Genomic DNA, 21,440 nt, shown 5'->3' with positions numbered 1-21,440 from the left:
GTTCAAGATAATCTGGCTGGCGACCGTAAAAGGTATTAGGAACTAGGGAGGAAACAACGGAGAAGGCCGATTCCGGACGGGCTCTTCGTGGCATCTACGAACGCCACGGCTACATCCGCGTAAAAGTCGACAAACGACTCGGCGGTAAACGCACGGGCTGGGAAATCCGACTCTCCCTGCCCTCAAGGCGGGAAGCCGAGGGCGTTCGCGCCCTGCTTCGAAAACTCCAACTTCGGGCGGGAAAGGTTTTCGCCAAGCACGATCGGTACGTTATCCCCCTCTACGGCCGTCGGCAGGTCGAGATGTTCCTCCAGAAGATCAAACCGGATTCCAAGAATGCGATCCCCAAGCGATTCTGAAAGCCATCCGCTCCCGATGTCCGTGTCGTTGAAACGTCCCTGGGCGACCCGTGTCGCAGGGGCTTGCCTGCTCATGGCCCTGTTCGCGCCTTCCTGCAATTGGATTTCATCGATGAAGCAGGAGCCGAAGGTCACCGTGTTGCAAACGGTCTTCGTGACGAATCCCGAAATCCCCGGCATCTCCATTTCGGACTACCGCAAGATGCTGGTGATCATGGAGGAGGCATTCAAGAAGGAGTGGGACTACCACATCCGTTTCGTCGATCGCGGCCGCCTTCCGATCGACGCCTATTTCCACACCTACTACGATCCGGTGGCGGAACAGAACCCTTACAAGTCCAACTACTTCAACGCCGAGGAGGATGATCCCGCCGATTTGGGGAAAGCTTTCGTGGAGATCTGGAAGGATGAGCCGATCGAGGAAATCAAACGCTCCATTGGATCCTACACCGGCTGCGGGCCGCTCCAATCGGCACCGACGAAGGAGGAGCTGGCGGATCAACTCGCCCGCTGTCACGTTTCGAAGTACCGCGAGCTCCGGGAGGTCAAGCTCGACAATGGGAAGCCCTTGCTCACCGGCGCCCCGTACGAACAGTTCCTGAATTGGGAATGGCTCGCGAGAAATCAGAAGGAATACGATATCGTCGTGACCAACCAGCTCGTCGCCAGCATCGAGACCTACAGCCCGGCGCTCCACTCCTCCCTCCGCGGCGGGGTTTCCACGGGGGTCACATACCGGAGCAAGACGGAATTGGATGGCATGGTCATCATGTCCAGCTTTCCCCTGCTCTCAGACCTGAAGTACTTCCTCCGTGAACGGAAATTCTCCGGGAATGACCCACGCGCCCTCGAGATGACCGCGTGGTATCAGACCCACGAATTGGGCCACCTGATTTTCCACTACGACCACCCGGACGGCCACACCGGATGCTCCATGAACTTTGCGATCGGCTTCGACTATCTGACGTGGTTTGACCAGCTTATGAAATATGGGCCCCACTGCAAGCAGACCCACCGCGTCCTGAAAACCTTCTAGTTCCTCTTCACCCTGCCCGTTCCTCTGATTCCCCCTCCTTCCCCAAGCGGGGCGCCAACTTGTCCCCCTGCCAAGATTCCCATAGAATCCGCATTGACGGAAAAACATGACCTTCGGCAGCGAGGATACCGGCCACGATGAGAACTCCTGAAGACAAAGCTCGAACCACCATCGATAGCTTATTGGATCAATGTGGGTGGGTCGTACAGGAAAAAGCGGCCGCCAACCTGGCCGCATCCAGGGGCGTCGCGCTATGCAACCTCTCCATGAAGACGGGAGAGCCCGACTACACCCTGTTCGTAGACGGCAAGGCCATCGGAACGGTCGAGGCCAAGAAAGAAGGGCACACCCTCAGCGGGGTCGAAGAACAGTCCGGGAAGTACATCAGGGGAGTCCCCTCCGGCATGCAGGCGTGGCGGGATCCGCTTCCATTCGCCTACGAGAGCACCGGGACGGAAACCTACTTCACCAACGGACTCGATCCGGAGCCGCGCAGCCGCCTTGTGTTTGCATTCCATCGACCGGAGACCCTGCTCGAATGGGTGAACGCAGGAAATCAGCTCAACCAGCGCCTTCGCGAAATGCCCGAACTGATCGAGAAGGGCCTTTGGTCCGCCCAAATACGCGCCATCAAGAAACTGGAAGAATCCTTTGCCGCCAACCGCCCCCGCGCTCTCATCCAAATGGCCACCGGCTCAGGCAAGACTTTCACCGCGGTCAATTTCGTTTATCGCCTGATCAAGTATGCCGGCGCGCGCCGCATTCTCTTCCTCGTGGATCGGGGCAATCTGGGCGAACAAACCCTGAAAGAATTTCAGCAATTCGTTTCCCCGGTCAACAATTACAAGTTCCCAGAGGAGTACAACGTTCAACATTTGACCTCCAACACCCTCGACTCCCCGGCCCGCGTGGTCATCGGCACCATCCAGCGGGTCTATTCGATGTTGAAGGGCGAGTCGGAACCGCCGCCCGATCTGGATGAACTTGGCATCGAGTCGGCGGAATCCGTATTCAAGGAGCCCGTCCCCGTCGAATACAACCCGAAATTCCCCATCGAGACGTTCGATTTCATCATCACGGACGAATGCCATCGCTCGATTTACCACCTTTGGCGGCAGGTCTTGGAGTATTTCGACGCCAAGATCATCGGACTTACGGCCACGCCCTCGAAACAGACATTCGGATTCTTCAAACAAAATCTTGTGATGGAATACGGTCATGAGCAGGCGGTAACGGATGGCGTAAACGTGCCCTACGACGTCTACCAAATCCGGACGCACATCACGGACGCGGGATCGAAAATCGACGCCGGATTCTACGTCGACAAGCGCGACCGACTGACGCGAAAGAAACGGTGGGAGCTGCTCGATGAAGATCTGAGCTACGAGGCCGGACAACTCGACCGGGACGTGGTCGCCGAGGACCAAATCCGCACGGTGCTGAAAACCTTCAAGGAAAAGTTGTTCACGGACATCTTTCGGGGCCGGGAGGATGTGCCCAAGACGTTGATCTACGCGAAGGACGACTCCCACGCGGAGGACATCGTCCGCATCTGCCGCGAAGTCTTTGACAAGGGGAATGACTTTTGCCAGAAGATCACCTATCGCACCACCGGCGTAAGCCCGAAAACCCTCATCAAGACGTTCCGGAACAGCTACTTTCCTCGCATTGCCGTCACCGTCGATATGATCGCGACGGGAACCGACATCAAGCCGTTGGAAATCGTCTTTTTCATGCGCTCCGTGAAATCCCGCAGTTTTTTCGAGCAGATGAAGGGCCGGGGCGTGCGCGTCATTTCCCAGACCGAAATGGAACAGGTCAACCCCGGAATCAAGAGAAAATCGCGGTTCGTGATCGTGGACGCCGTCGGGGTCTGTGAACGCGACAAGACCGATTCTCGTCCATTCGAGAAAAAGCCGAATGTTTTATTCGAGAAGCTCCTGGATGCCGTTGCCCTCGGGGCACGGGATGCGGACTCTCTCGAAAGTCTGGCCGGCCGTCTCATCCGACTGGAAAAGCGGCTTGATGAACACCTCGCCGATGAAGTGACGGCGACCGCGAAAGGGAAGACCCTGTCCGAGATCGCCGGCAGGCTCCTGGATGCCGTGAATCCGGACAAAATCGCAGAGGCTGCGGCTGGAAGTACGCCGGGCTACAAGGAGCCGACGGCCGCCGCCCTGAAAACTGCCGCCGACGGCCTTGCGCAGGCGGCTGCCGCGCCGCTCGCGGGGAATCCGGATCTGCGGCAACTCTTGATCAAAGTGCATCGGACGGCGGACCAAGTGATCGACGTGATTTCACGGGACCGCGTACTCTTTGCGGGCGGCACGCCCCAGTCTGATCTTAACGCTCGGAAGACCACAGCGTCATTTCGCGAATACATCGAGCAGCACAAGTCCGAGATCGAGGCGCTTCAGATCCTCTATTCGCGGCCCTATCGCCACCGGTTGACGGAGGCCATGTTGAAGGATTTGGAACGGAAACTCCGGGAAAATCACGCGGCGTGGACGGAGGATCGTCTATGGGATGCGTTTGCTTCCGTCGAGCCGACGAAAGTGCGGGGACGTTCGCAAACGGGCCGGTTCGCCGACCTTGTATCATTGGTTCATTTCTCTTTGGCCCACCAACCTATCCTTCAACCGTTTGCCGAGAGCGTCCACACCCGATTCAAGACGTGGCTGGAGTCAAAATCGTCGAAGGGGACGTTGTTCAACGCCGAGCAGCTTGCGTGGCTCGAATTCATCAGAGATCATATCTCCACGAGCCTCAGCATCGAGGCACAAGACTTCGACTACTCTCCCTTCAGTCAGCGCGGAGGCTTGGGTAAGGCCCATCAGCTTTTCGGCGAGTTGTTTCCAAAGCTGCTGGATGAACTCAACGAGGCGTTGGCGGCATGATGACGTTTCGCCTGCTGGCCAAAGGCATGGATTCCGTTCCGACGGCCACGGCATGGTACCTCGCCGAACTCGGCGAATCGCGCGGAAGGCAGGAGCTCTTCACCCGCCAGTCTCCTCAGCGTCTCAAGGTACTGCGCGAACACGCCTTGATCGAAAGCGCGATCTCCTCGAACCGGATCGAGGGCGTTGTCGTCGATCAGAAGCGAATCCGCACTTTGGTGCTCGGCAGGCCCGTCCTCCGGGATCGCAACGAGGAGGAAGTCCACGGCTACCGGGAGGCGCTCAAACTCATCCATGAGAAGGGATCGAGGCTGCCGGTGACGGAGAAGGCCGTGCGGGAGCTTCACCGTTTGGCCAGGGGAAGAATATGGGACGCCGGAAAATACAAGGAAAAGGACAGCGACATCATCGAAAAGTACCCGGGCGGGCGTATCCGCGTCCGATTCAAGACGGTTCCCGCCGGCAAGACTCCGGCCTCCACACGCGACCTTGTGAACGCTTGGGGCTCGGCCATGCGAGACCGTGCGGTTCATCCCCTGATCGTCCTGGCCGCCTTCAATCTCGATTTTCTCTGCATTCATCCCTTCCGCGATGGCAACGGCCGCGTTTCAAGACTTCTCCTCCTGCTTCAGTGCTACCATCTGGGCTACGAGGTGGGTCGTTACATCAGCCTGGAGCGCCTCATCGAGCAGAACAAGGACCGCTACTACGAGACCCTTGAACAAAGTTCGCATGGTTGGCATGAGGGCAAGCACGACCCCTGGCCGTTCGCAAATTATCTCCTCTACACCCTCAAGACCGCCTACAAAGAATTCGAGGAACGCGTGGGGAACATCAAGGCGCCTCGGGGAGCAAAGACGGCCCTTATCGAGGACGCCATTCGGGGATTCGACACGGATTTCAGCCTCACCGATCTTGAGCGGGCCTGCCCGGGCGTGAGCCGGGACATGATTCGGCACGTGCTTCGCGCCCTTCAGAAGAGCGGCGGGGTGGCGTGCCTTGGTCGGGGTCCCGGCACCCGTTGGACGAGAAGAGGTATTACCCTTAAAAGAGGGTAATAATAAGGGTAATATCGTGGAATGCTTCGGAAAGACCCGCCCGTCCTTCGGCGAGTCTTTTCCGAAGCTGCTGGATGAACTCAACGAGGCGCTCGCCGCGTGAAGAGGTAACGAGACTTGGCTGAGGCGCGGCGCGCAAGAAGGATTCGGTGCCTGGGAAAAGGACGGGATGCCAAATGGGAACGAATCTGATCCGGGAGCGATTAATAGGATCACGGCCCGTATTCGTGATCCTATTCAGTTTGGGCCGCGAACAGCCGGTTCAGGCAGGCGTGTGTCTGCGAAAAAGGGTAATGCCCTCAAATAAGGGTAATAGTGAGGGTATGACCTCTACGCTCGATTTCAACGAGGCGTTGGCGGAATGAGATCTGATCGTTCCCGAGTCACCTCACGTTTGTGGAAACGTGTTCGTGTCAAGGATGTGGCTCCCCTCGTTCAATATGGGTACACTGCATCAGCAATCCAGGGAAGGGACGGGCCGCGTTTTCTTCGCATCACCGATATTCAAGATGGAAAAGTAATCTGGTCTTCAGTTCCATCTTGCAGCATCTCGAAAACAGATTTTCAGAAATACCGACTCTTGCCCGGTGACATAGTATTTGCGCGGACCGGCGCGACGACCGGGAAAAGTTACCTTATTGGAGAATGTCCTCCTTCTGTATTTGCCTCGTATCTGATCCGTGTCCGCCTATCACCTGAAGTCTCACCTCGTTATCTCTATGCTTACTTTCAAAGTCCAGACTACTGGACGCAAATTGAAACGGGCAAACGCGGGATCGGACAGCCAAACGTCAACGGGCAAACGCTTGGCAAAATCACTTTCCCACTTGCTCCCGCGAATGAACAGGTTCAAATCGTCGCGGAGATCGAGAAGCAGTTCACGCGGCTGGACGCGGGGGTGGCCGCGCTCAAGCGCGTGCAGGAGAATCTGAAGCGTTACCGAGCCGCCGTGCTCAAAGCCGCCTGCGAAGGGAAACTCGTCCCAACGGAGGCCGAACTCGCCCGGAAGGAAGGCCGCCCCTTCGAATCCGGCGCCCAACTCCTCGAACGCATCCTCACCGCCCGCCGTGAAGCGTCGGGAAAAAAGCTGAGAGCTGACGGCCGACCGCTGAAAGCTTACACGGAACCCAAGCCCCCCGACACCTCCAACCTCCCGCCGCTTCCCAAGGGCTGGACATGGGCTTCGGTTGACTCGTTATCAACAAAAGTTGTCGATGGCGTTCACAAGAAGCCCAATTACGTTTCAAGCGGTGTGCCGTTCGTTACTGTACGTAATCTGACAGCAGGCCCCGGTGTCGACTTCAAAAAGCTGAATCATGTGACGCAAAAAGATCATGAGGAGTTCATCAAACGAGCGAACCCTGAGCAGGGAGACATCCTGATTTCTAAAGACGGCACGCTCGGTGTGGTCAGGGTGGTGAAGACTGACACTGAATTCAGCATTTTCGTTTCAGTCGCGTTGGTTAAGCCTGTCCTTTACGAAATGAACGACTTCCTGGGCATTTCTCTGTCCTCACCGCAAGTCCAAGCACAAATGGTTCCGAAAGGTTCGGGACTCCAGCATATACATCTGGAGGATTTACGAGTTGACTGTGTTCCCATTCCGCCCCTCCCCGAGCAACACCGCATCGTCGCCGAGGTCGAGCGCCGGTTGAGCGCGGTCGAAGAACTGGAGAACCTCGTCGCCGCCAATCTCTCCCGCGCCTCCCGCCTCCGCCAGTCGATCCTTCACCAAGCGTTTTCAGGAGGGCTTTCTCGTGGCTGATCACTCCAAGATTGAGTGGACAGATGCAACATGGAATCCGGTTCGCGGGTGCACCAAGATCAGTCCGGGTTGCGCCCATTGCTATGCCGAGACCTTCGCCGAGCGGTTTCGCGGCGTACCCGGCCATCCCTTTGAGGATGGGTTCGAGCTTCGCCTGGTCCCTGAGAAGCTTTTCGATCCACTACGCTGGAGCACCCCCCGGATGATTTTCGTCAATTCGATGAGCGACCTCTTCCACGAGGACATCCCGGACGATTACATTGCCGCCGTCGCACAAGTCATGGTTCGGGCCAATTGGCACACATTTCAGGTTCTTACCAAGCGCACTGCACGAATGGTGACGATGCTGCGCTCAAAGTTGCGCGGAGCGGGTCGGCAAGAGCATATCTGGTGGGGCGCGAGCGTCGAAAACCGAAAACGTGGACTGCCACGCGTAGACCACCTGCGAACCGCGCCCGCTCAAATGCGATTCCTTTCAATCGAGCCCCTCTTGGAAGATCTGGGAAGAATCAATCTGCGCGGTATTGGCTGGGTGATTGTCGGCGGTGAAAGCGGTTCGGGCGCCAGGCCGATGAAAGCAGAGTGGGTGCGGAAGATTCGACGCCAGTGTCGAGCGGCGGGAATCCCCCTCTTTTTCAAGCAATGGGGCGGCGTGCGCAAGAGCGAGGCCGGTCGCAGACTGGATGGGAAAACCTATGACGAATTCCCCACACGTCCGCCGGTGCGATCGCCGGTGGAAGAAGAACGACTTCAGGCCATGCGGGAGATTGAAGCTGAAGCTCGAAGGTGGGCAAGTGGATGAGCAATGATGAATTGTATGCTGGGCGCGAACAAACATTCGTAAAACATTTTGTTCTCCAGAAATACCTGGAGCGTTTCGCGCACATCATCGGTTCCTGGTGCAACACGATCACTTATGTGGATTGTTTTTCCGGTCCTTGGAACGTCCGCTCGAACAAGTTTGCGGACAGCTCTTTTGCGACTGCATTGAATGAATTACGAAAGGCTCGCGACGCGCACACCCAACGTGGGAAGGATGTCTCGATCCGCTGTTTCTTCTTGGAAGCGGACCCAACGGCGTATTCGAGGCTCGACGAATTCGCAAGAACCATCGACTATGCGACGATCGAGACCCGAAATGCCGCCCTGGAACAATCCATCCCAGAAATTCTCGATTTCGTCCGGCGTGGCGGCCAAAACTCTTTTCCGTTCATTCTGATTGACCCGTCCGGCTGGGCGGGGTTCGAGCTCGATACGATTGCCCCCCTCCTTCAATGTCGGCCGGGGGAAGTACTGATCAATTTCATGACCAGCGCCATAAGGCGATTCATTGATTCGCCACAGTACGAGACAAAAGAAAGCTTCAGGAAGATGTTCGGCTCGGAAGATTTCCGCGAGACAATTGCAACATTGTCCGGACAGGATCGAGACGATGCGGCGGTGGGCGAATACGCTCTCAATGTAAAGCGGACGGGCGGGTTCAACCACACCTGTACGGCAATCGTACTTGATCCGCAAAAGGACCAAACCCACTATCACCTCATCTATGCAACCCGGAATGTGAAGGGCGTCGAGGTGTTCAAGGATGTCGAGAAGAAAGCCATGCAGGTCCAGGAGAAGGCCCGCGCCGATGCTCAGCAACGGCGGCGCATATCGAAGGCAGGTCAATCCGAACTATTCAACAGCAAGGAGATGCACGACCCCAGCTACTACAACCGATTGAGGGAGCGGTACCTGGAGAAGTCGCGTCGCCTCTTGTTAGGGGTCCTGGAGAAACGGCGCCGTTTGCCCTACGACGAGGCATGGCTGCTCGCGTTGTCCGAACCGATGACATGGGGGTCCGATCTGAAAATGTGGCTTGAGGAATGGCAGAAAGCAGGGCACCTGAACATCGAGGGACTGCGGGAACGGCAGAGAGTACCTGCTCGGGGCAAGAAACATATTCTCATCTGGACTTGATTGATCGCATCATCGTCGAGGTCGAACGTCGCTTGAGCGCGGTTGAAGAACTTGAAAAGACCGTCGCCGCCAACCTCCTCCGCGCCTCCCGCCTCCGCCAGTCCATTCTCCACGCGGCATTTTCCGGAAATCTGCTTCCGCGTGAGGTCGATGGGGAAGTTGTCTAATCAGCCGGAGAAAGTATACTCTGAAACAAATGGGCATCCCCTCCGGCAGAGACGTCGTGATGAGCGTCTTTGTTAAGGATGCAGAAATGATCAGGCACGAATGCCGCTGACTCAGTCTGAAGCTGATTTCTTGCTGGCTCTTCCCAAGGAGTTCCTGGAAAGGACTCTCATAGAGTTCTCCCCCAGCACGCCGATGAAATACGAGAGGTCTCTGCGTTCCACGGATCAGAGAGAGGTGTTCATCTTGAATTATGACCGCAGCAAGCGCGATCAGTTCAAGGTGCACTATCAAACGCGGGGACGAGTTGTCATTGTTCTGGCCCGGCTTTGCCTCAAGGCAAGACCGCACAAGAACCCTCCCAATGCGCCTTACAAACCCGGTATCAGGATAGATCGAACCCATCTGCACATCTATCGTGAGGGCTTTGATGTAGCCGTGGCGTACGAACTCCATGACTTGCCGTCTTGGCCATCTGGAGGTGACGGATCGGACTTCGCGATGTTCGATAAATTCCTTGCGTTCTGTGCAATTCTGAACCGGCCCGAGTTTCAAACCACCTTCCAGCCATGACAAAGAATGACTGCCAAGTGCTGATTGAGCGATACCTTCGATGGCTGAGAGAGGAGTTTTCTGCCACCAAGGTGGGGGAGGCTTGCCGTATCACCACGCCGTTTCTCGACAGATTCAATGATGCCATTGAGATATTTGTAGAAAAGAGGAACGGAATGCTTCTTCTCACCGACGACGGGGAGACTTTAGGCGATCTCAGAGCATCGGGGCTTGAGTTTTCCACCGAAAAACGGAACGCTCATCTTACGGCAATTCTGAACGGATTTGGCGTTCGCCGGGAGAACGATGATATCGTTGTCACGAGTGGTGAACACGATTTTCCGCAGAAGAAGCACAATCTGATTCAAGCAATCCTGGCCATCGGCGACCTATTCGTCATGGGCCAAGAACACGTCGTGTCTTTTTTCAAGGAAGACGTGGCGCATTTCCTCAGCGAGCGGGGGGTATCCGTCTTCAGAGACTTCAAGCTGGCCGGAAAAGGTGGCATTGATCACAAGTTCGATTTCGCCCTTCCAAAATCGAGCAAGTGTCCGGAGAGAGTCCTCCAAGCCATTAACAACCTCACGAGGGAACAATCGACCTTGTTCGCGTTCGCGGTCGCCGATGTTAAACTTATCAGGCCAGAACCTTTGCAGGCGTTTACCATAATCAACGATCCGGTGAACCCTCCGAATGAAGAGTATTTGAACGTCCTGCGAAATTACGAAGTTCAACCACTCTATTGGTCCCAGAAAGACCAAGCGCTAGGCCACCTTTCTTCTTGAGAAAGGGGGGCGTCTCGTTGATTGGTGGGACGTGAACAGTCCGCAACAACTCGTCCAGAAGCTCTGGCAATTATTGCAATATCTTGCGGGATGAGGGGCCTACCATCATCATCGGATGAATACGACCGCATCGTCGCCGAGGCTGAGCGCCGGCTGAGCGCAGTCGGAAAATTGGAGAAGCTCGTCGCCGCCAATCTCTCCCGCGCCTCCCGCCTCCGCCAGTCCATCCTGCACGCCGCCTTCTCCGGCGATCTGTGGTAGGAACCGGTGAGATCCCTACCCGCCACGAATGCTTTGGTATCCGAAATCCCCGGTGATGGGCACCCGACGTTTGAAAGAATCACCGAGTGCAGTATAAGCGTCTATACACTATGAAACGAATTTCGGTACTCTGGCGAACCGGGAGGTGATGGTGCCTGATTCTATTTTTCTGAACAGGGTGGTACTGAACAATTATAAGAGCATCAAGGAGTGCTCTGTCGCATTGGGTCCGTTGACCTTCCTCGTCGGACAAAACGGCGCAGGCAAGAGCAACTTTCTCGACGCTCTACGGCTGGTTTCCGATTCCATCAATTCATCTCTGGAGCACGCCCTGCGAGACCGTGGCGGGATCAATGAGGTTCGGCGGCGGTCATCGGGGCATCCAACCCATTTCGGCATCCGCGTGGATTGGCGGTTGCCGGATCAAAGCGAGGGATTCTATGCCTTTCGTGTCGGTGCTCAGAAAAAGGGGGGATTCGAGGTCCAGCAGGAAGAATGCCATGTTCGTGACAAGGGCCGCCTGCCCGCGAACTTTTACAAAGTGATCGACGGTAGTGTGAAGCAGTCCAGCATGGACGTAACACCCCCCGCGGCATGTGATCGTTTGTACCTGGTGGCAGCGGCGGGTTTGCCATCCTTCAGGCCAATCTATGATGCGCTGTCCCACATGGGATTCTATAATCTGAACCCAGACGAAATCCGCGACTTACAGCCCCCCGATCCCGGAAGCGTCCTCAAGCGTGACGGGAGTAATCTGGCGAGCGTGTTAGGGGTACTGGAAAGGGAAAACAAGGATCTGCATGCTCGCATCGTAGGTTTGCTCTCCAAGGTGGTACCGGGCATCCAAGGCATAGACGTCAAACATATCGGCAAGAAGGAAACGCTGGAATTTCGCCAGCTCGTGGGAACCAGCCGGGATCCTTGGCGGTTCATGGCTGAGAACATGTCCGACGGCACCCTGCGCGCTCTTGGCGTCTTGACCGCACTATTTCAGTCATCCGATGGCGGCCGAAAGAAAGTTCTGTTCGTGGGCATCGAAGAGCCGGAAGCTGCGGTGCACCCCGGCGCGGCCGGCGTATTGCGGGATGGATTGCGCGCTGCATCGAGAACCACTCAGACGGCGGTAACCAGTCACAGCCCCGATCTGTTGGACGATAAGGAAATCGCGGACCATAACATCCTGGCTGTAATCAATCGGAATGGAGAAACCAAGATCGGACCGCTCGACGACGCCGGTAGGTCAGCCATCAGAGATCGTCTGTACAGCGCCGGCGAACTCATGCGACTCAACCAATTGGAACCGGATGAGGAAGCTCTAGACAAGATCGTCCCTTCGCAATTGGATCTCTTTGCCGATCTGAAAGCATGATGGAAGTGAGAATTGCGGCAATTGTGGAGGGCCACGGGGAAATCGAGGCCGTTCCGATTCTTGTGCGCCGAATCGCGCAGGAGATAGATGCCGGCTTCGTCCCTCATGTCCTGCCTCCCCTTCGGGTGCCCGCCTCACGCCTCATCAAGGCTGGAGAAGTCGAGCGCTCGGTCGAGCTTGCCGCCAGGAAGCTCCGGGGGCGAGGTGGAATCCTCGTAATTCTTGACTGTGATTGGAATGGTTGCTGCCCAGCGAGGGAAGGGCCGATTCTTCTGGAACGCGCGCGGCGCGCCCGGGGCGACACACTCATTTCCGTAATCCTGGCAAAAAGGGAATTCGAAGCGTGGTTCATTGCGGCGGTGGGATCATTGTGCGGCAAGCGTAACCTGGCAACAAGGATCACGACTCCTCCAGATCCGGAGGGCATCCGCGATGCAAAGGGTTGGTTAAGTGCGCATATGTCGAGCGGCGAGAGCTATTCTGAAACGGATGATCAGCCGGCATTAGCCGCCGTGTTCGACATGGCCACGGCCCGCAATTCCGATTCCTTCGACAAATGCTATCGCGAGATCAGGAAGATGCTGGAGAGTCTGAGGACGGGGCCCACTTCTCAATGCGCCGCCTGAGCGCGGTCGAGGAGATCGAAAAACTCGTCGCCTCCGACCTCTCTCGCGCCTCCCGCCTCCGCCAGTCCAACTTGCACGCCGCATCCTCGGGCAGGTGCCGGGTCTGGACACACCCGGACCCTTGACGGTTGACTCATACTTGACTAATACTGGACTTATCTGTAGTGTGACGGGGTGGCATACGAACCCCTCTTTCAGGTAACCGGCCTCCTCGTCGAGTGGATCGAGAAGATCGCGGCCCTGCGCGAGAAAATCCTCATGTCCACCCTCCAGGCGCCATGGGTCCCGAAACTTCAAAGGGACAGCCGAACCCGAACGGCCCACTCGTCCACGGCAATCGAAGGAAACCCACTGACGTTGGAGAAAGTGCGCGCACTGGCTGAAGGCAAATCGCTGCCGGACGCCACGCCCCGGTCAAAACGCGAGGTTTTGAACCATCTGGCGGCCCTACGATACGTTGAAAAGAATTCTTCCGTGAAGGTGGTGACTCACGGGCATGTTCTGGAAATCCACCGCCTTATCTCAACGGGGGTCATGCAACAAGGGGAAGCAGGCCGGTATCGGGACATTCAAGTCAGGGTGGGGAAGCACATGCCCCCGCCTCCCTTGCAAGTCTCCGGCCTGATGTCTGAACTATTGGCGTGGTGGAACGATCGTTCGCTCCGGTGGTCGCCGGTCATCACATCGGCCGTCGTCCATCACCGATTCGAGGACATACACCCGTTCGCCGATGGAAACGGACGGACCGGCCGAATTCTGGCTTTGTGGGAACTGTACCGACGAGGCTTCGACACGCAGCATATTTTCTCGGTTGATGAGTTCTATTGGAACGACCGGCACCGATATTACGAAGCCCTGGACGAGCCCAAGCGGGCAGACGGCAATCTGACGAGCTGGCTCGAATATACCGCCGAGGGTGTCCATGTGACCTTGGAAAACGTTTGGGGCCGAATCCGGGAATGGTCTACCGGATGTCATGGAGAGAAGCTCCTGCTCAGACCGAAACAGGAACAGTTGCTCGAATTGCTTCGCGACCGTGGCGGTATGAGGCCCGCTGAAATCTGGAAAGCCTTGAAGATCTCGAAACAAGGGGCACTGGATCTGCTTACGCCGCTTATTGATGCGAAGCTGGTAGAACGCAGCGGAACAAGAAAATCCGGACGATACACGCTGGCATGAATCCGAACAGATGTCTGGGACCACTGTAGATATGGCCGAACATTCCCAACAACTCGTCCAGAAGCTCTGGAACTATTGCAACATCCTTCGGGATGATGGGCTGTCGTACGGCGATTACGTCGAGCAACTGACGTTCCTTCTCTTCCTCAAGATGGCGGACGAGCAGACGCGACCTCCGCTCAACAAGCCCTCACCCGTTCCGAAAGGTTCCGACTGGCCGAGTCTATTGGCCCGCGACGGCGAAGAACTCGAAACGCATTACCGGCGCGTCTTGGAATCGCTCGGAAAAGAAAAGGGCATGCTCGGACTCGTTTTCCGAAAGGCCCAGAACAAGATTCAGGACCCCGCAAAACTCAGGCGACTCATCGTGGACCTGATTGACAAGGAAAATTGGTCGTCCCTATCCGCCGACGTGAAGGGCGACGCCTACGAGGGCCTGCTCCAGAAAAACGCCGAGGACGTGAAAGGCGGCGCCGGCCAGTACTTCACGCCGCGTCCGCTCATCGCCGCCCTCGTGGAGGTGATGCGGCCTGAACCGGGCATGACCGTCTGCGACCCCGCGTGCGGAACGGGCGGGTTCCTCCTCGCCGCCCACGACTACATCGCCAAGCACCACACGTTGGACCGCGAACAGAAGAAACGCCTCAAGAGCGGGACGCTTTACGGCCTTGAACTGGTTGACGGCGTCGCCCGGCTCTGTTGCATGAACCTGCTCCTTCACGGCATCGGCGGGAATGGCGCGGACAAGGTTCCCATCGATGTCCGGGATGCCCTGGCGGACCAGGGCGGACGCCACTACGAAATGGTCCTAACGAATCCGCCCTTCGGGAAAAAGAGCAGCGTAACCATTGTGAACGACGAGGGGCGCGCCGAGCGCGAAAGCCTGACCATCCATCGGGACGATTTCTGGGCGACAACGAGCAACAAACAGCTCAATTTCCTCCAGCACGTGTTCACCTTGCTCCAACAGCACGGCAGGGCGGCGATTGTTGTCCCCGACAACGTCCTCTTCGAAGGCGGCGCCGGGGAAACGATTCGCCGGAAGCTCCTTCATCAGGCGGACGTTCACACCCTGCTGCGTCTGCCCACCGGGGTTTTCTACGCGCAAGGCGTGAAGGCGAACGTCCTGTTCTTCGACCGAAAACCTGCCGGCGAAAAGCCCTGGACGCAAAAGCTCTGGATCCACGATCTCCGGACGAACATGCACTTCACGCTCAAGGAGAACCCGCTCAAACGCGAGGACTTGAACGATTTCGTTCGCTGCTTCAACCCGAAGAACCGTCACCAACGCAAGGAGAGCGAACGGTTCAAGTCCTTCTCCTACGACGAACTCATCAAGCGGGACAAGGCCAACCTCGACATCTTCTGGCTGAAGGACGAATCTCTCGAAGAGTGGGCGAATCTTCCCTCCCCGGGCGTCATCGCTGCCGAGATCGCCGATGACCTCGAATCCGCATTGGGGCAGTTCCGAGCGATTGAAGAAGACGTCCCATCGTCATGAGGGGTTCGATCTCCCGCACGCCTAAATAAAGATTTCGTTTTCAGGATTTCGGCAGAAGACCCAGTTCGCGCAGCACGGTGGCGGCCACATCCTCGGGGGTGCGCCGATCCGTATCGATCAACAGATCCGCCTTCCGATAGAGCGGCGCCCGGAGGCCGAGCAACCGGACCAATTCATCCTTGGGGTGGACCACTTTCAAGAGGGGCCGATGGGCAAGGTCTTTCACGCGCTCATAGAGCACGTCGGCCGACGCGAGCAAGGACACCACTTTTCCCATCCGCCTCATGATCGCCCAGTTTTCCTCGCGCAGGACGATCCCGCCTCCCGTGGCCATCACGGCCTGCTCCGCTGATTCCAACCGGGTGAGCATGCGGGTTTCCTCGTCCCGGAAAAAAGCCTCGCCCCGTCGGTCGAAAATGTCGTTGATACTCATCCCGGAATCCTTTTCGATGAGGACGTCAACGTCGTGGAAAGCCCGCCCCAACCGCGCGGCCACGATGCCTCCCACAGTGGTCTTCCCGGCCCCCATGAAACCGGTGAAGATTACGTTGGAGCCGACGCCGATCAGGGTTGCCAAGTCTAGTACCGCGTTGAGGAGTTGATTGAGCAATTACACGCTGGCGCGCGGTACGGTAGCCCCGCTCTCATTTCGACACTCTGCATGGCGGCGGGGCGTATGTACCATGTTGCCAACACTGGAAACGGATTCCATATCTGCTCAAAGACTTCAGCAACATGGTACTGCGGTTACCGCGCGCCGGCCAGATGAGGGAGGAGGACTTCCTGCATGTTCACGCTCACCCCAAGCTGGCGCCCGATGCCGGAGAGCTGGCCCAGGAGTCGTCCGAGAAGTACGAAATCACTCGGGATGTTCACTACGGGATGCGTCCGAACCATCTCCAGCACCTGATCCATGATGCTCTGGTAGTCGATTTTTTTGGGGTTCTTGTAAATCACGTCATCCATGTTCTTGATGATGAACTCCGAGAATTCCAGAAAGGTATCTTCTTTCTGATTCAGGACCCGCAGCCCCAGTTCACGGAAGCATTCCGACGCCTGTTTCGGATCCTTCCCGTAGATGGCGGCGGCCAACCCGATGAAATTCGGCAGGAACTTGGGGTCCATTTCTTTCGAGAGGCCGAAATCCAGAAGTGCGAGTTTCGGCCCCGGCACGATGAAAAGGTTGCCGGGATGGGCGTCGGCGTGAAAGAATCCATCGCGGAAGATCTGGCGGAAGTAGCAGTCCATCAGGAGCTTTGAAATATCGGCCATTTCGTATCCGGCCGCCAGGATCCGATCCCTGTCCGTAATCTTGATCCCCTCGATGAACTCCAGCGTGAGAACCTTCAGGGTCGTGTGGGACCAGATGACCTTGGGCACCACCACGCGCGAGTCGTCTCCGAAATTCCGCGCCACGCGCTCCGCGCTCTTCCCCTCCTGTACATAGTCCAGTTCCCGCGAAACATGCTGACGAAATTCCTCGAGGAGGAATGTACTCTGAAATTCCCTCCGGAACATGGCGTACCATTTCATGATCAGTCGGAGGATTTCGAGGTCGCAGTTCACCACATCCTCGATGCCCGGGTACTGCACCTTGACGGCCACGCGCGTCCCATCGTGCAGCCAGGCTTCATGCACCTGCCCCAGCGAGGCGGCGGCGATGGGAACGGGCCGGAACTCCCTGAAGGCCTTCTCGATGGGCTGCTTCAATTCGGCCTCAACGCGTCGGCGGATCTGCGCGTAGTCCGCCGCCGGCACTTGATCCTGCAACTTGGTCAGTTCGCGTGTATAGGCCTTGGGCAGCAGATCGACTCTCACCGATAAAAACTGTCCCACCTTGATGAACAGTCCCTTGAGTCGAAGGATGTTTTTGTACAGCATCCGTCCGTTGCGCCGCGCCACGCCTTTCTTGACCTCCCAATAGCGGTCGCGCCCGAGAGCGGGCTTGAGCGGCCGGATTCCCCACGTCCGGGCATACATCCGGACGAGGACGCCGGCCACGGTCAGGAGGCGAAGGCGCGGATGGGTGGCGAGATAGCTGTCCGTCACGACGCCTTTGCCGCCGCCTCTTCCCGCAGCGCCTCACCCAGGTGCGCATACAGACGTTTCAGTTCCTTCTTCAGAATTTTCTGCGTCGATCCCCTGGGAAAATCATCGACGACAACCACCTTCCGCGGAGACTTGTACGGCGCGATATGCTGCTTCGCCCATTCGACAATCTCTTCTCCCGCGACGGATTCGCCGGGCTTGAGCCTCACGGCAGCCACCGGGATTTCTTTCTTAACCGCATGGGGAATCCCGAAAACGCTCGCCTCCAGGATCTGAGGGTGACTCATGAGCAACTCCTCCACCTCGCGCGTGAAGATCGAATAGCCTCCGCTCTTGATCATGTCTTTTTCCCGATCCACAAAATAGAAAAACCCAAGACTTCCCTTCTTCGCCAGATCGCCCGTTCGGAACCATCCGTCCGCCGTGAACACATCTTTTTGCTCCGCCGAGCCCCAATAGCCTTGGAGCACATTGTCGCCCTTCACGACGACCTCTCCCACTTCGCCTTTCCTCACTTCCTTCCCGTCCGCCCCGATGATCTTGACCTCGACCCCCGGCATCCGCCGGCCGACGCATCCCGCATCGTACTTTACGAACGGAAGGCTCAACTTGGCGCACGTGACACCGGTCGTCTCCACCTGACCGTAGAACTCGGCGAAGATCGGCCTCTTGCGGAACAGTCCGAGGAAAGGTCGGGAGGCCAGTTGGCGAATCCGCTCGGCCCACTCCGGTGGGAGAACATCCGCCGCCGAGACCATGACCCGCATGGTTTGGAGAGCGCCGTTGGGGATTTTTTCCTGAAGGATCATCCCGTACATCGCGGGGACGCCGACGAACAGGGTGATCCCGTATCGCTCGATCGCCTCGATCGCCTTTCCGGCTTCAAATCCACCCAGGAACACTATCGGACTGCCCGAGCAGAAAAAGGCCATGAAGACCAAGAATCCCATGATGTGGGTGAGCGGAAGGGCATGGAGGATCGCATGGATGTTGCGCTTCGGAATCAGCGTACCCATCCGGAGGCTCCGGCGGATGTGGAACATGAAGCCCTTGTTGGTCAGCACCGCCCCTTTGGGATGCCCCGTCGTGCCGGATGTGTAGAAAATGCCCACGGGATCATCGTCCGCGAGGGGTGCGGGGGGCGCCGGAGCGGCCGCGGCCAGGAGTGAGGAGAGAGATTCGAACGGCGAAGGCGCCTTCGGATCAAGGTCCAGCCAATTCCGGACGGCGGTCAAACCGGGCGCACCGGGCGAGACGCTTGAGCGGGTGGTCGCATCCGTAATCACGGTGCCGGCCCGACTGTGTGTGATGATGTAATCCACTTCAGCGCTTCGATACTGAGCGTTGACGGGGATGACCACAGCGCCCAGGCGCATGACGGCGAAGGCCAGGAGCCCCAGTTCGACGGAGTTGCCCATGAAGAGGACCACACGGTCGCCTTTCTTCACGCCGCGCCCGGCCAAGGCCCCCGCTGCGCGCTCCACGAATCTCCGCGCCTCGTTGTAGGACAGCGTCTTGGCCGAAAAACAGGCCGATGGTCCTTCCAGAAATAGGACCGTCCGCTCCCCATACACGTCCGCCACGAGATCCACGAAGGTGGAGAGGCTGAATTCTCCGTCGCGAAGGATGAAGGCGTTGAGTTTCTTGAAAAATGGAGCGGTGCGCGGCTCTGCACCCGGCGCACGGTGCCAAGCCCTGAGTTGACTCATCGCGTCATATTCGCATCGGCTCCGGTCGAACGCAAGTATGACGGCGCCAGCAGGTCCGCGAGCTGCTCCGGAGAGGTAGCGGGCGGGGAGCAGGTGAATCCGTGGCAGACATACGCCGTGGCCTTCCCGTCGATGGCCTTCTTGCCCCGTATGGCCTCCGGAGCGTCCGACCCGACTGAGCCCGTCACCACCCGAAGCGTCAGGTTGGGGAGGAATCCCTGGCGGATCACCCTGAGAAGGGGCGCAAGGCCGGCATCCTTTCCGTCCGCCACCAGATGGATCTCGCAGGGCTTCCGAATGTGGAAATCCATGCTGCAAAGCGATCGACCGTGCCCGAGCGGATATCGGTGGGCGCCCGGCGCGAGGAGGCTCAATGTCCGTTCGGCCTCGGAAAGATAGGCGGGATTCCCGAAATAGTGATGAAGACGAAGCAACACGCCCGCCATAACAGCATTCCCGGAAGGGACGGCTCCATCGTACATCGGCTTCGTTCGCAGGAGGGGTGTGGCGTGCTCCACCGCACTGGTGAAAAAACCTCCGTCTTGGCGATCAAGAAACCGAATGAGCACCGATTCGGCCACCTCCTGGGCTTCTTCCAGGTACGAGGAGTCGAGAGTCGCTTCGTACAGATCGATCAGCCCCTCCGCCCAGGTTGCATGATCATCCAAGAAGGCGGGTAGCTTCGCTTCGCCATCCTTGGTCGTGTGGAAGTAGTCGCCTCCCGATCGCAGGCGCTCATGAACGAATCGCACGAGCGCCTTCGCGGCCTCCCGCCACCGGGGATCACCAAGGACCCGCGCCCCGTCGGCCAGAAGCGAAAGCATGAGGCCGTTCCATGAGAGAATTATTTTCTCGTCGCGTCCAGGCGGGACTCGATGGGTCCGCTCTTGGAGAAGGACCCGGCGTCCCTCCATCAAAACCTCCCTCACCACATCCTCGGAAGCCCCGTGAAGCTTGGCAAGCTGTTCCTCCGTCAGTAACCTGTGGAGGATATTCCCCCCTTCGAAATTTCCCACGTCCGTGGCTCCGTAGAAACGGCAGAATAGGGCGGACTTCTCGGGCCCCATGAGCCGTTGAATCTCGGCAACGCTCCAAACAAAGTATTTTCCCTCTTCCCCTTCGCTGTCCGCATCCTGCGTCGAGAAAAATCCTCCCTCGGGATGCCTCATCTCCCGCAAGAGGTATTCGAGTGTCTCTTCCGCGACTCGACGGAAAGTGCCTTCGCCCGTTATCTGCCAGGCGGCGAGGTAGACTCTTGGAAGAAGCGCGTTGTCGTACAACATCTTCTCGAAGTGCGGCACCAGCCAGTGTTCGTCGGTGGAGTACCGATGGAACCCGCCCCCCAACTGGTCGTAGATCCCCCCCGAGGCCATCATCTTGAGGGTGTGGAGGGTGGAATCGAGGAACCGCTTTTCACCGGTCGCATGGAACAGTCGAAGCAGGAACGTCAGGGCATCGGGATGCGGAAATTTGGGCGCTCGCCCGAAGCCGCCGTACCGGTCGTCGTGCTGCGCCAGGATCTGGCGGCCCGCCTCGTACAACGCCGGCTCGCCGACCACGGCGTTCTTATCCTGGGCCTGCCCCATGGAGGTGAGTTGCTCACGCAATTGGCGGATCGTTTCCTTCACGCCCGATGGGTTGTCGCGATACGCATGCGCGGCCGCCACTAGCACGCGTTTGAATCCCGGCATCGGATGGCGATCCTCCGGGGGGAAATAGGTGCCGCCAAAAAAGGGCTCCAGTTCCGGCGTAAGAAACAGGCTCATCGGCCAGCCCCCATGCCCCGTCATGAGCTGAACGGCGTTCATGTACACCTCGTCCACATCGGGCCGCTCCTCGCGGTCCACTTTGATGTTCACGAAGAGTTCGTTCATCACACGGGCGACGTCCTCGCTCTCAAACGATTCGTGCTCCATGACGTGGCACCAATGGCATGCGCTGTAGCCGATCGAGAGAAAGATCGGCTTGTTCTGTTCGCGTGCAGTGCGGAAGGCTTCGTCGCCCCACGGGTACCAATCCACCGGGTTGTGGGCGTGCTGGAGGAGGTAGGGACTCGATTCATGAATCAGGCGATTGGCCGGTGCGGTCATACCGAATTCACGATAGCGCCCCCCTCCAGTAAAGTAAAATTGAAGGACTCGCGCAGTCCACATCTCTCATCCATTCCATC

Annotated in this window: 19 protein-coding genes; 14 read left to right on the top strand and 5 right to left on the bottom strand. The window is 57.8% G+C overall.

Going from position 1 to position 21,440, the window contains the following annotated elements; all coding sequences use genetic code 11:
- Positions 1 to 182: 182 nt before the first annotated feature.
- Positions 183 to 434, bottom strand: coding sequence for a hypothetical protein (locus HYT87_06575; GenBank protein MBI2059421.1), 252 nt, complete (start codon positions 432 to 434; stop codon positions 183 to 185).
- 37 nt (positions 435 to 471) lie between these two features.
- Between HYT87_06575 and HYT87_06570 the strand changes: the two genes are divergently transcribed.
- The 14 genes from HYT87_06570 (at position 472) to HYT87_06505 (ending at position 15,512) form a co-directional block, all read left to right on the top strand.
- A complete protein-coding gene (locus tag HYT87_06570; GenBank protein ID MBI2059420.1) occupies positions 472 to 1,395 on the top strand; it encodes a hypothetical protein in 924 nt (307 codons plus the stop codon).
- Positions 1,396 to 1,532: 137 nt separating this feature from the next.
- A complete protein-coding gene (locus HYT87_06565) occupies positions 1,533 to 4,292 on the top strand; it encodes a DEAD/DEAH box helicase family protein (GenBank protein ID MBI2059419.1) in 2,760 nt (919 codons plus the stop codon).
- Positions 4,289 to 5,350, top strand: coding sequence for a Fic family protein (locus HYT87_06560; GenBank protein MBI2059418.1), 1,062 nt, complete (start codon positions 4,289 to 4,291; stop codon positions 5,348 to 5,350). Before HYT87_06565 ends, HYT87_06560 begins: the two co-directional genes overlap by 4 nt.
- A gap of 361 nt (positions 5,351 to 5,711) precedes the next feature.
- Positions 5,712 to 7,115 carry a restriction endonuclease subunit S gene (locus HYT87_06555; protein MBI2059417.1) on the top strand — a complete coding sequence of 468 codons (1,404 nt, stop codon included), beginning with the start codon at positions 5,712 to 5,714 and terminating at the stop codon, positions 7,113 to 7,115.
- A complete protein-coding gene (locus HYT87_06550; GenBank protein MBI2059416.1) occupies positions 7,108 to 7,917 on the top strand; it encodes a phage Gp37/Gp68 family protein in 810 nt (269 codons plus the stop codon). Before HYT87_06555 ends, HYT87_06550 begins: the two co-directional genes overlap by 8 nt.
- Positions 7,914 to 9,074, top strand: a complete 1,161-nt coding sequence (tcmP, locus tag HYT87_06545; protein MBI2059415.1) for a three-Cys-motif partner protein TcmP — start codon at positions 7,914 to 7,916, stop codon at positions 9,072 to 9,074. The genes HYT87_06550 and tcmP overlap by 4 nt, the downstream gene beginning before the upstream one ends.
- Complete coding sequence (locus HYT87_06540) at positions 9,071 to 9,241, top strand: hypothetical protein (GenBank protein ID MBI2059414.1); 171 nt, start codon at positions 9,071 to 9,073, stop codon at positions 9,239 to 9,241. Before tcmP ends, HYT87_06540 begins: the two co-directional genes overlap by 4 nt.
- 100 nt (positions 9,242 to 9,341) lie before the next feature.
- Positions 9,342 to 9,812: a hypothetical protein gene (locus tag HYT87_06535; GenBank protein ID MBI2059413.1), complete on the top strand. Its 471-nt coding sequence runs from the start codon at positions 9,342 to 9,344 to the stop codon at positions 9,810 to 9,812.
- Between the two features lie 17 nt (positions 9,813 to 9,829).
- Entirely contained in the window at positions 9,830 to 10,576 is a 747-nt protein-coding gene (locus HYT87_06530) for a DUF1828 domain-containing protein (protein MBI2059412.1), read from the top strand.
- Between the two features lie 90 nt (positions 10,577 to 10,666).
- On the top strand, positions 10,667 to 10,837 hold the full coding sequence (locus tag HYT87_06525) for a hypothetical protein (protein ID MBI2059411.1): 171 nt from the start codon (positions 10,667 to 10,669) through the stop codon (positions 10,835 to 10,837).
- Between the two features lie 148 nt (positions 10,838 to 10,985).
- Positions 10,986 to 12,206: an AAA family ATPase gene (locus tag HYT87_06520; GenBank protein ID MBI2059410.1), complete on the top strand. Its 1,221-nt coding sequence runs from the start codon at positions 10,986 to 10,988 to the stop codon at positions 12,204 to 12,206.
- A 5-nt stretch (positions 12,207 to 12,211) separates the two neighbouring features.
- Positions 12,212 to 12,832, top strand: a complete 621-nt coding sequence (locus tag HYT87_06515) for a DUF4276 family protein (GenBank protein MBI2059409.1) — start codon at positions 12,212 to 12,214, stop codon at positions 12,830 to 12,832.
- A gap of 174 nt (positions 12,833 to 13,006) precedes the next feature.
- Positions 13,007 to 14,011 carry a Fic family protein gene (locus HYT87_06510; protein ID MBI2059408.1) on the top strand — a complete coding sequence of 335 codons (1,005 nt, stop codon included), beginning with the start codon at positions 13,007 to 13,009 and terminating at the stop codon, positions 14,009 to 14,011.
- Between the two features lie 31 nt (positions 14,012 to 14,042).
- A complete protein-coding gene (locus tag HYT87_06505; GenBank protein MBI2059407.1) occupies positions 14,043 to 15,512 on the top strand; it encodes an SAM-dependent DNA methyltransferase in 1,470 nt (489 codons plus the stop codon).
- A gap of 40 nt (positions 15,513 to 15,552) precedes the next feature.
- Here the strand turns inward: HYT87_06505 and HYT87_06500 are convergent, their stop codons facing one another.
- The 4 genes from HYT87_06500 to HYT87_06485 form a co-directional block, all read right to left on the bottom strand.
- On the bottom strand, positions 15,553 to 16,089 hold the full coding sequence (locus HYT87_06500) for a shikimate kinase (GenBank protein MBI2059406.1): 537 nt from the start codon (positions 16,087 to 16,089) through the stop codon (positions 15,553 to 15,555).
- A 170-nt stretch (positions 16,090 to 16,259) separates the two neighbouring features.
- Positions 16,260 to 17,561 (bottom strand): AarF/ABC1/UbiB kinase family protein, encoded by a 1,302-nt coding sequence (locus HYT87_06495; protein ID MBI2059405.1) that lies wholly within the window; start codon positions 17,559 to 17,561, stop codon positions 16,260 to 16,262.
- Positions 17,558 to 19,270: an acyl--CoA ligase gene (locus HYT87_06490; GenBank protein ID MBI2059404.1), complete on the bottom strand. Its 1,713-nt coding sequence runs from the start codon at positions 19,268 to 19,270 to the stop codon at positions 17,558 to 17,560. Before HYT87_06490 ends, HYT87_06495 begins: the two co-directional genes overlap by 4 nt.
- Positions 19,267 to 21,360 (bottom strand): thioredoxin domain-containing protein, encoded by a 2,094-nt coding sequence (locus HYT87_06485; protein MBI2059403.1) that lies wholly within the window; start codon positions 21,358 to 21,360, stop codon positions 19,267 to 19,269. The genes HYT87_06490 and HYT87_06485 overlap by 4 nt, the downstream gene beginning before the upstream one ends.
- Positions 21,361 to 21,440 lie beyond the last annotated feature (80 nt).

The sequence above is a fragment of the Nitrospirota bacterium genome (genome assembly GCA_016180645.1).
Classification (GTDB): domain Bacteria; phylum JACPQY01; class JACPQY01; order JACPQY01; family JACPQY01; genus JACPAV01.
The sequence above is the reverse complement of the archived record's forward strand: the minus strand, read 5'-3'. Positions and strand labels throughout refer to the sequence as shown.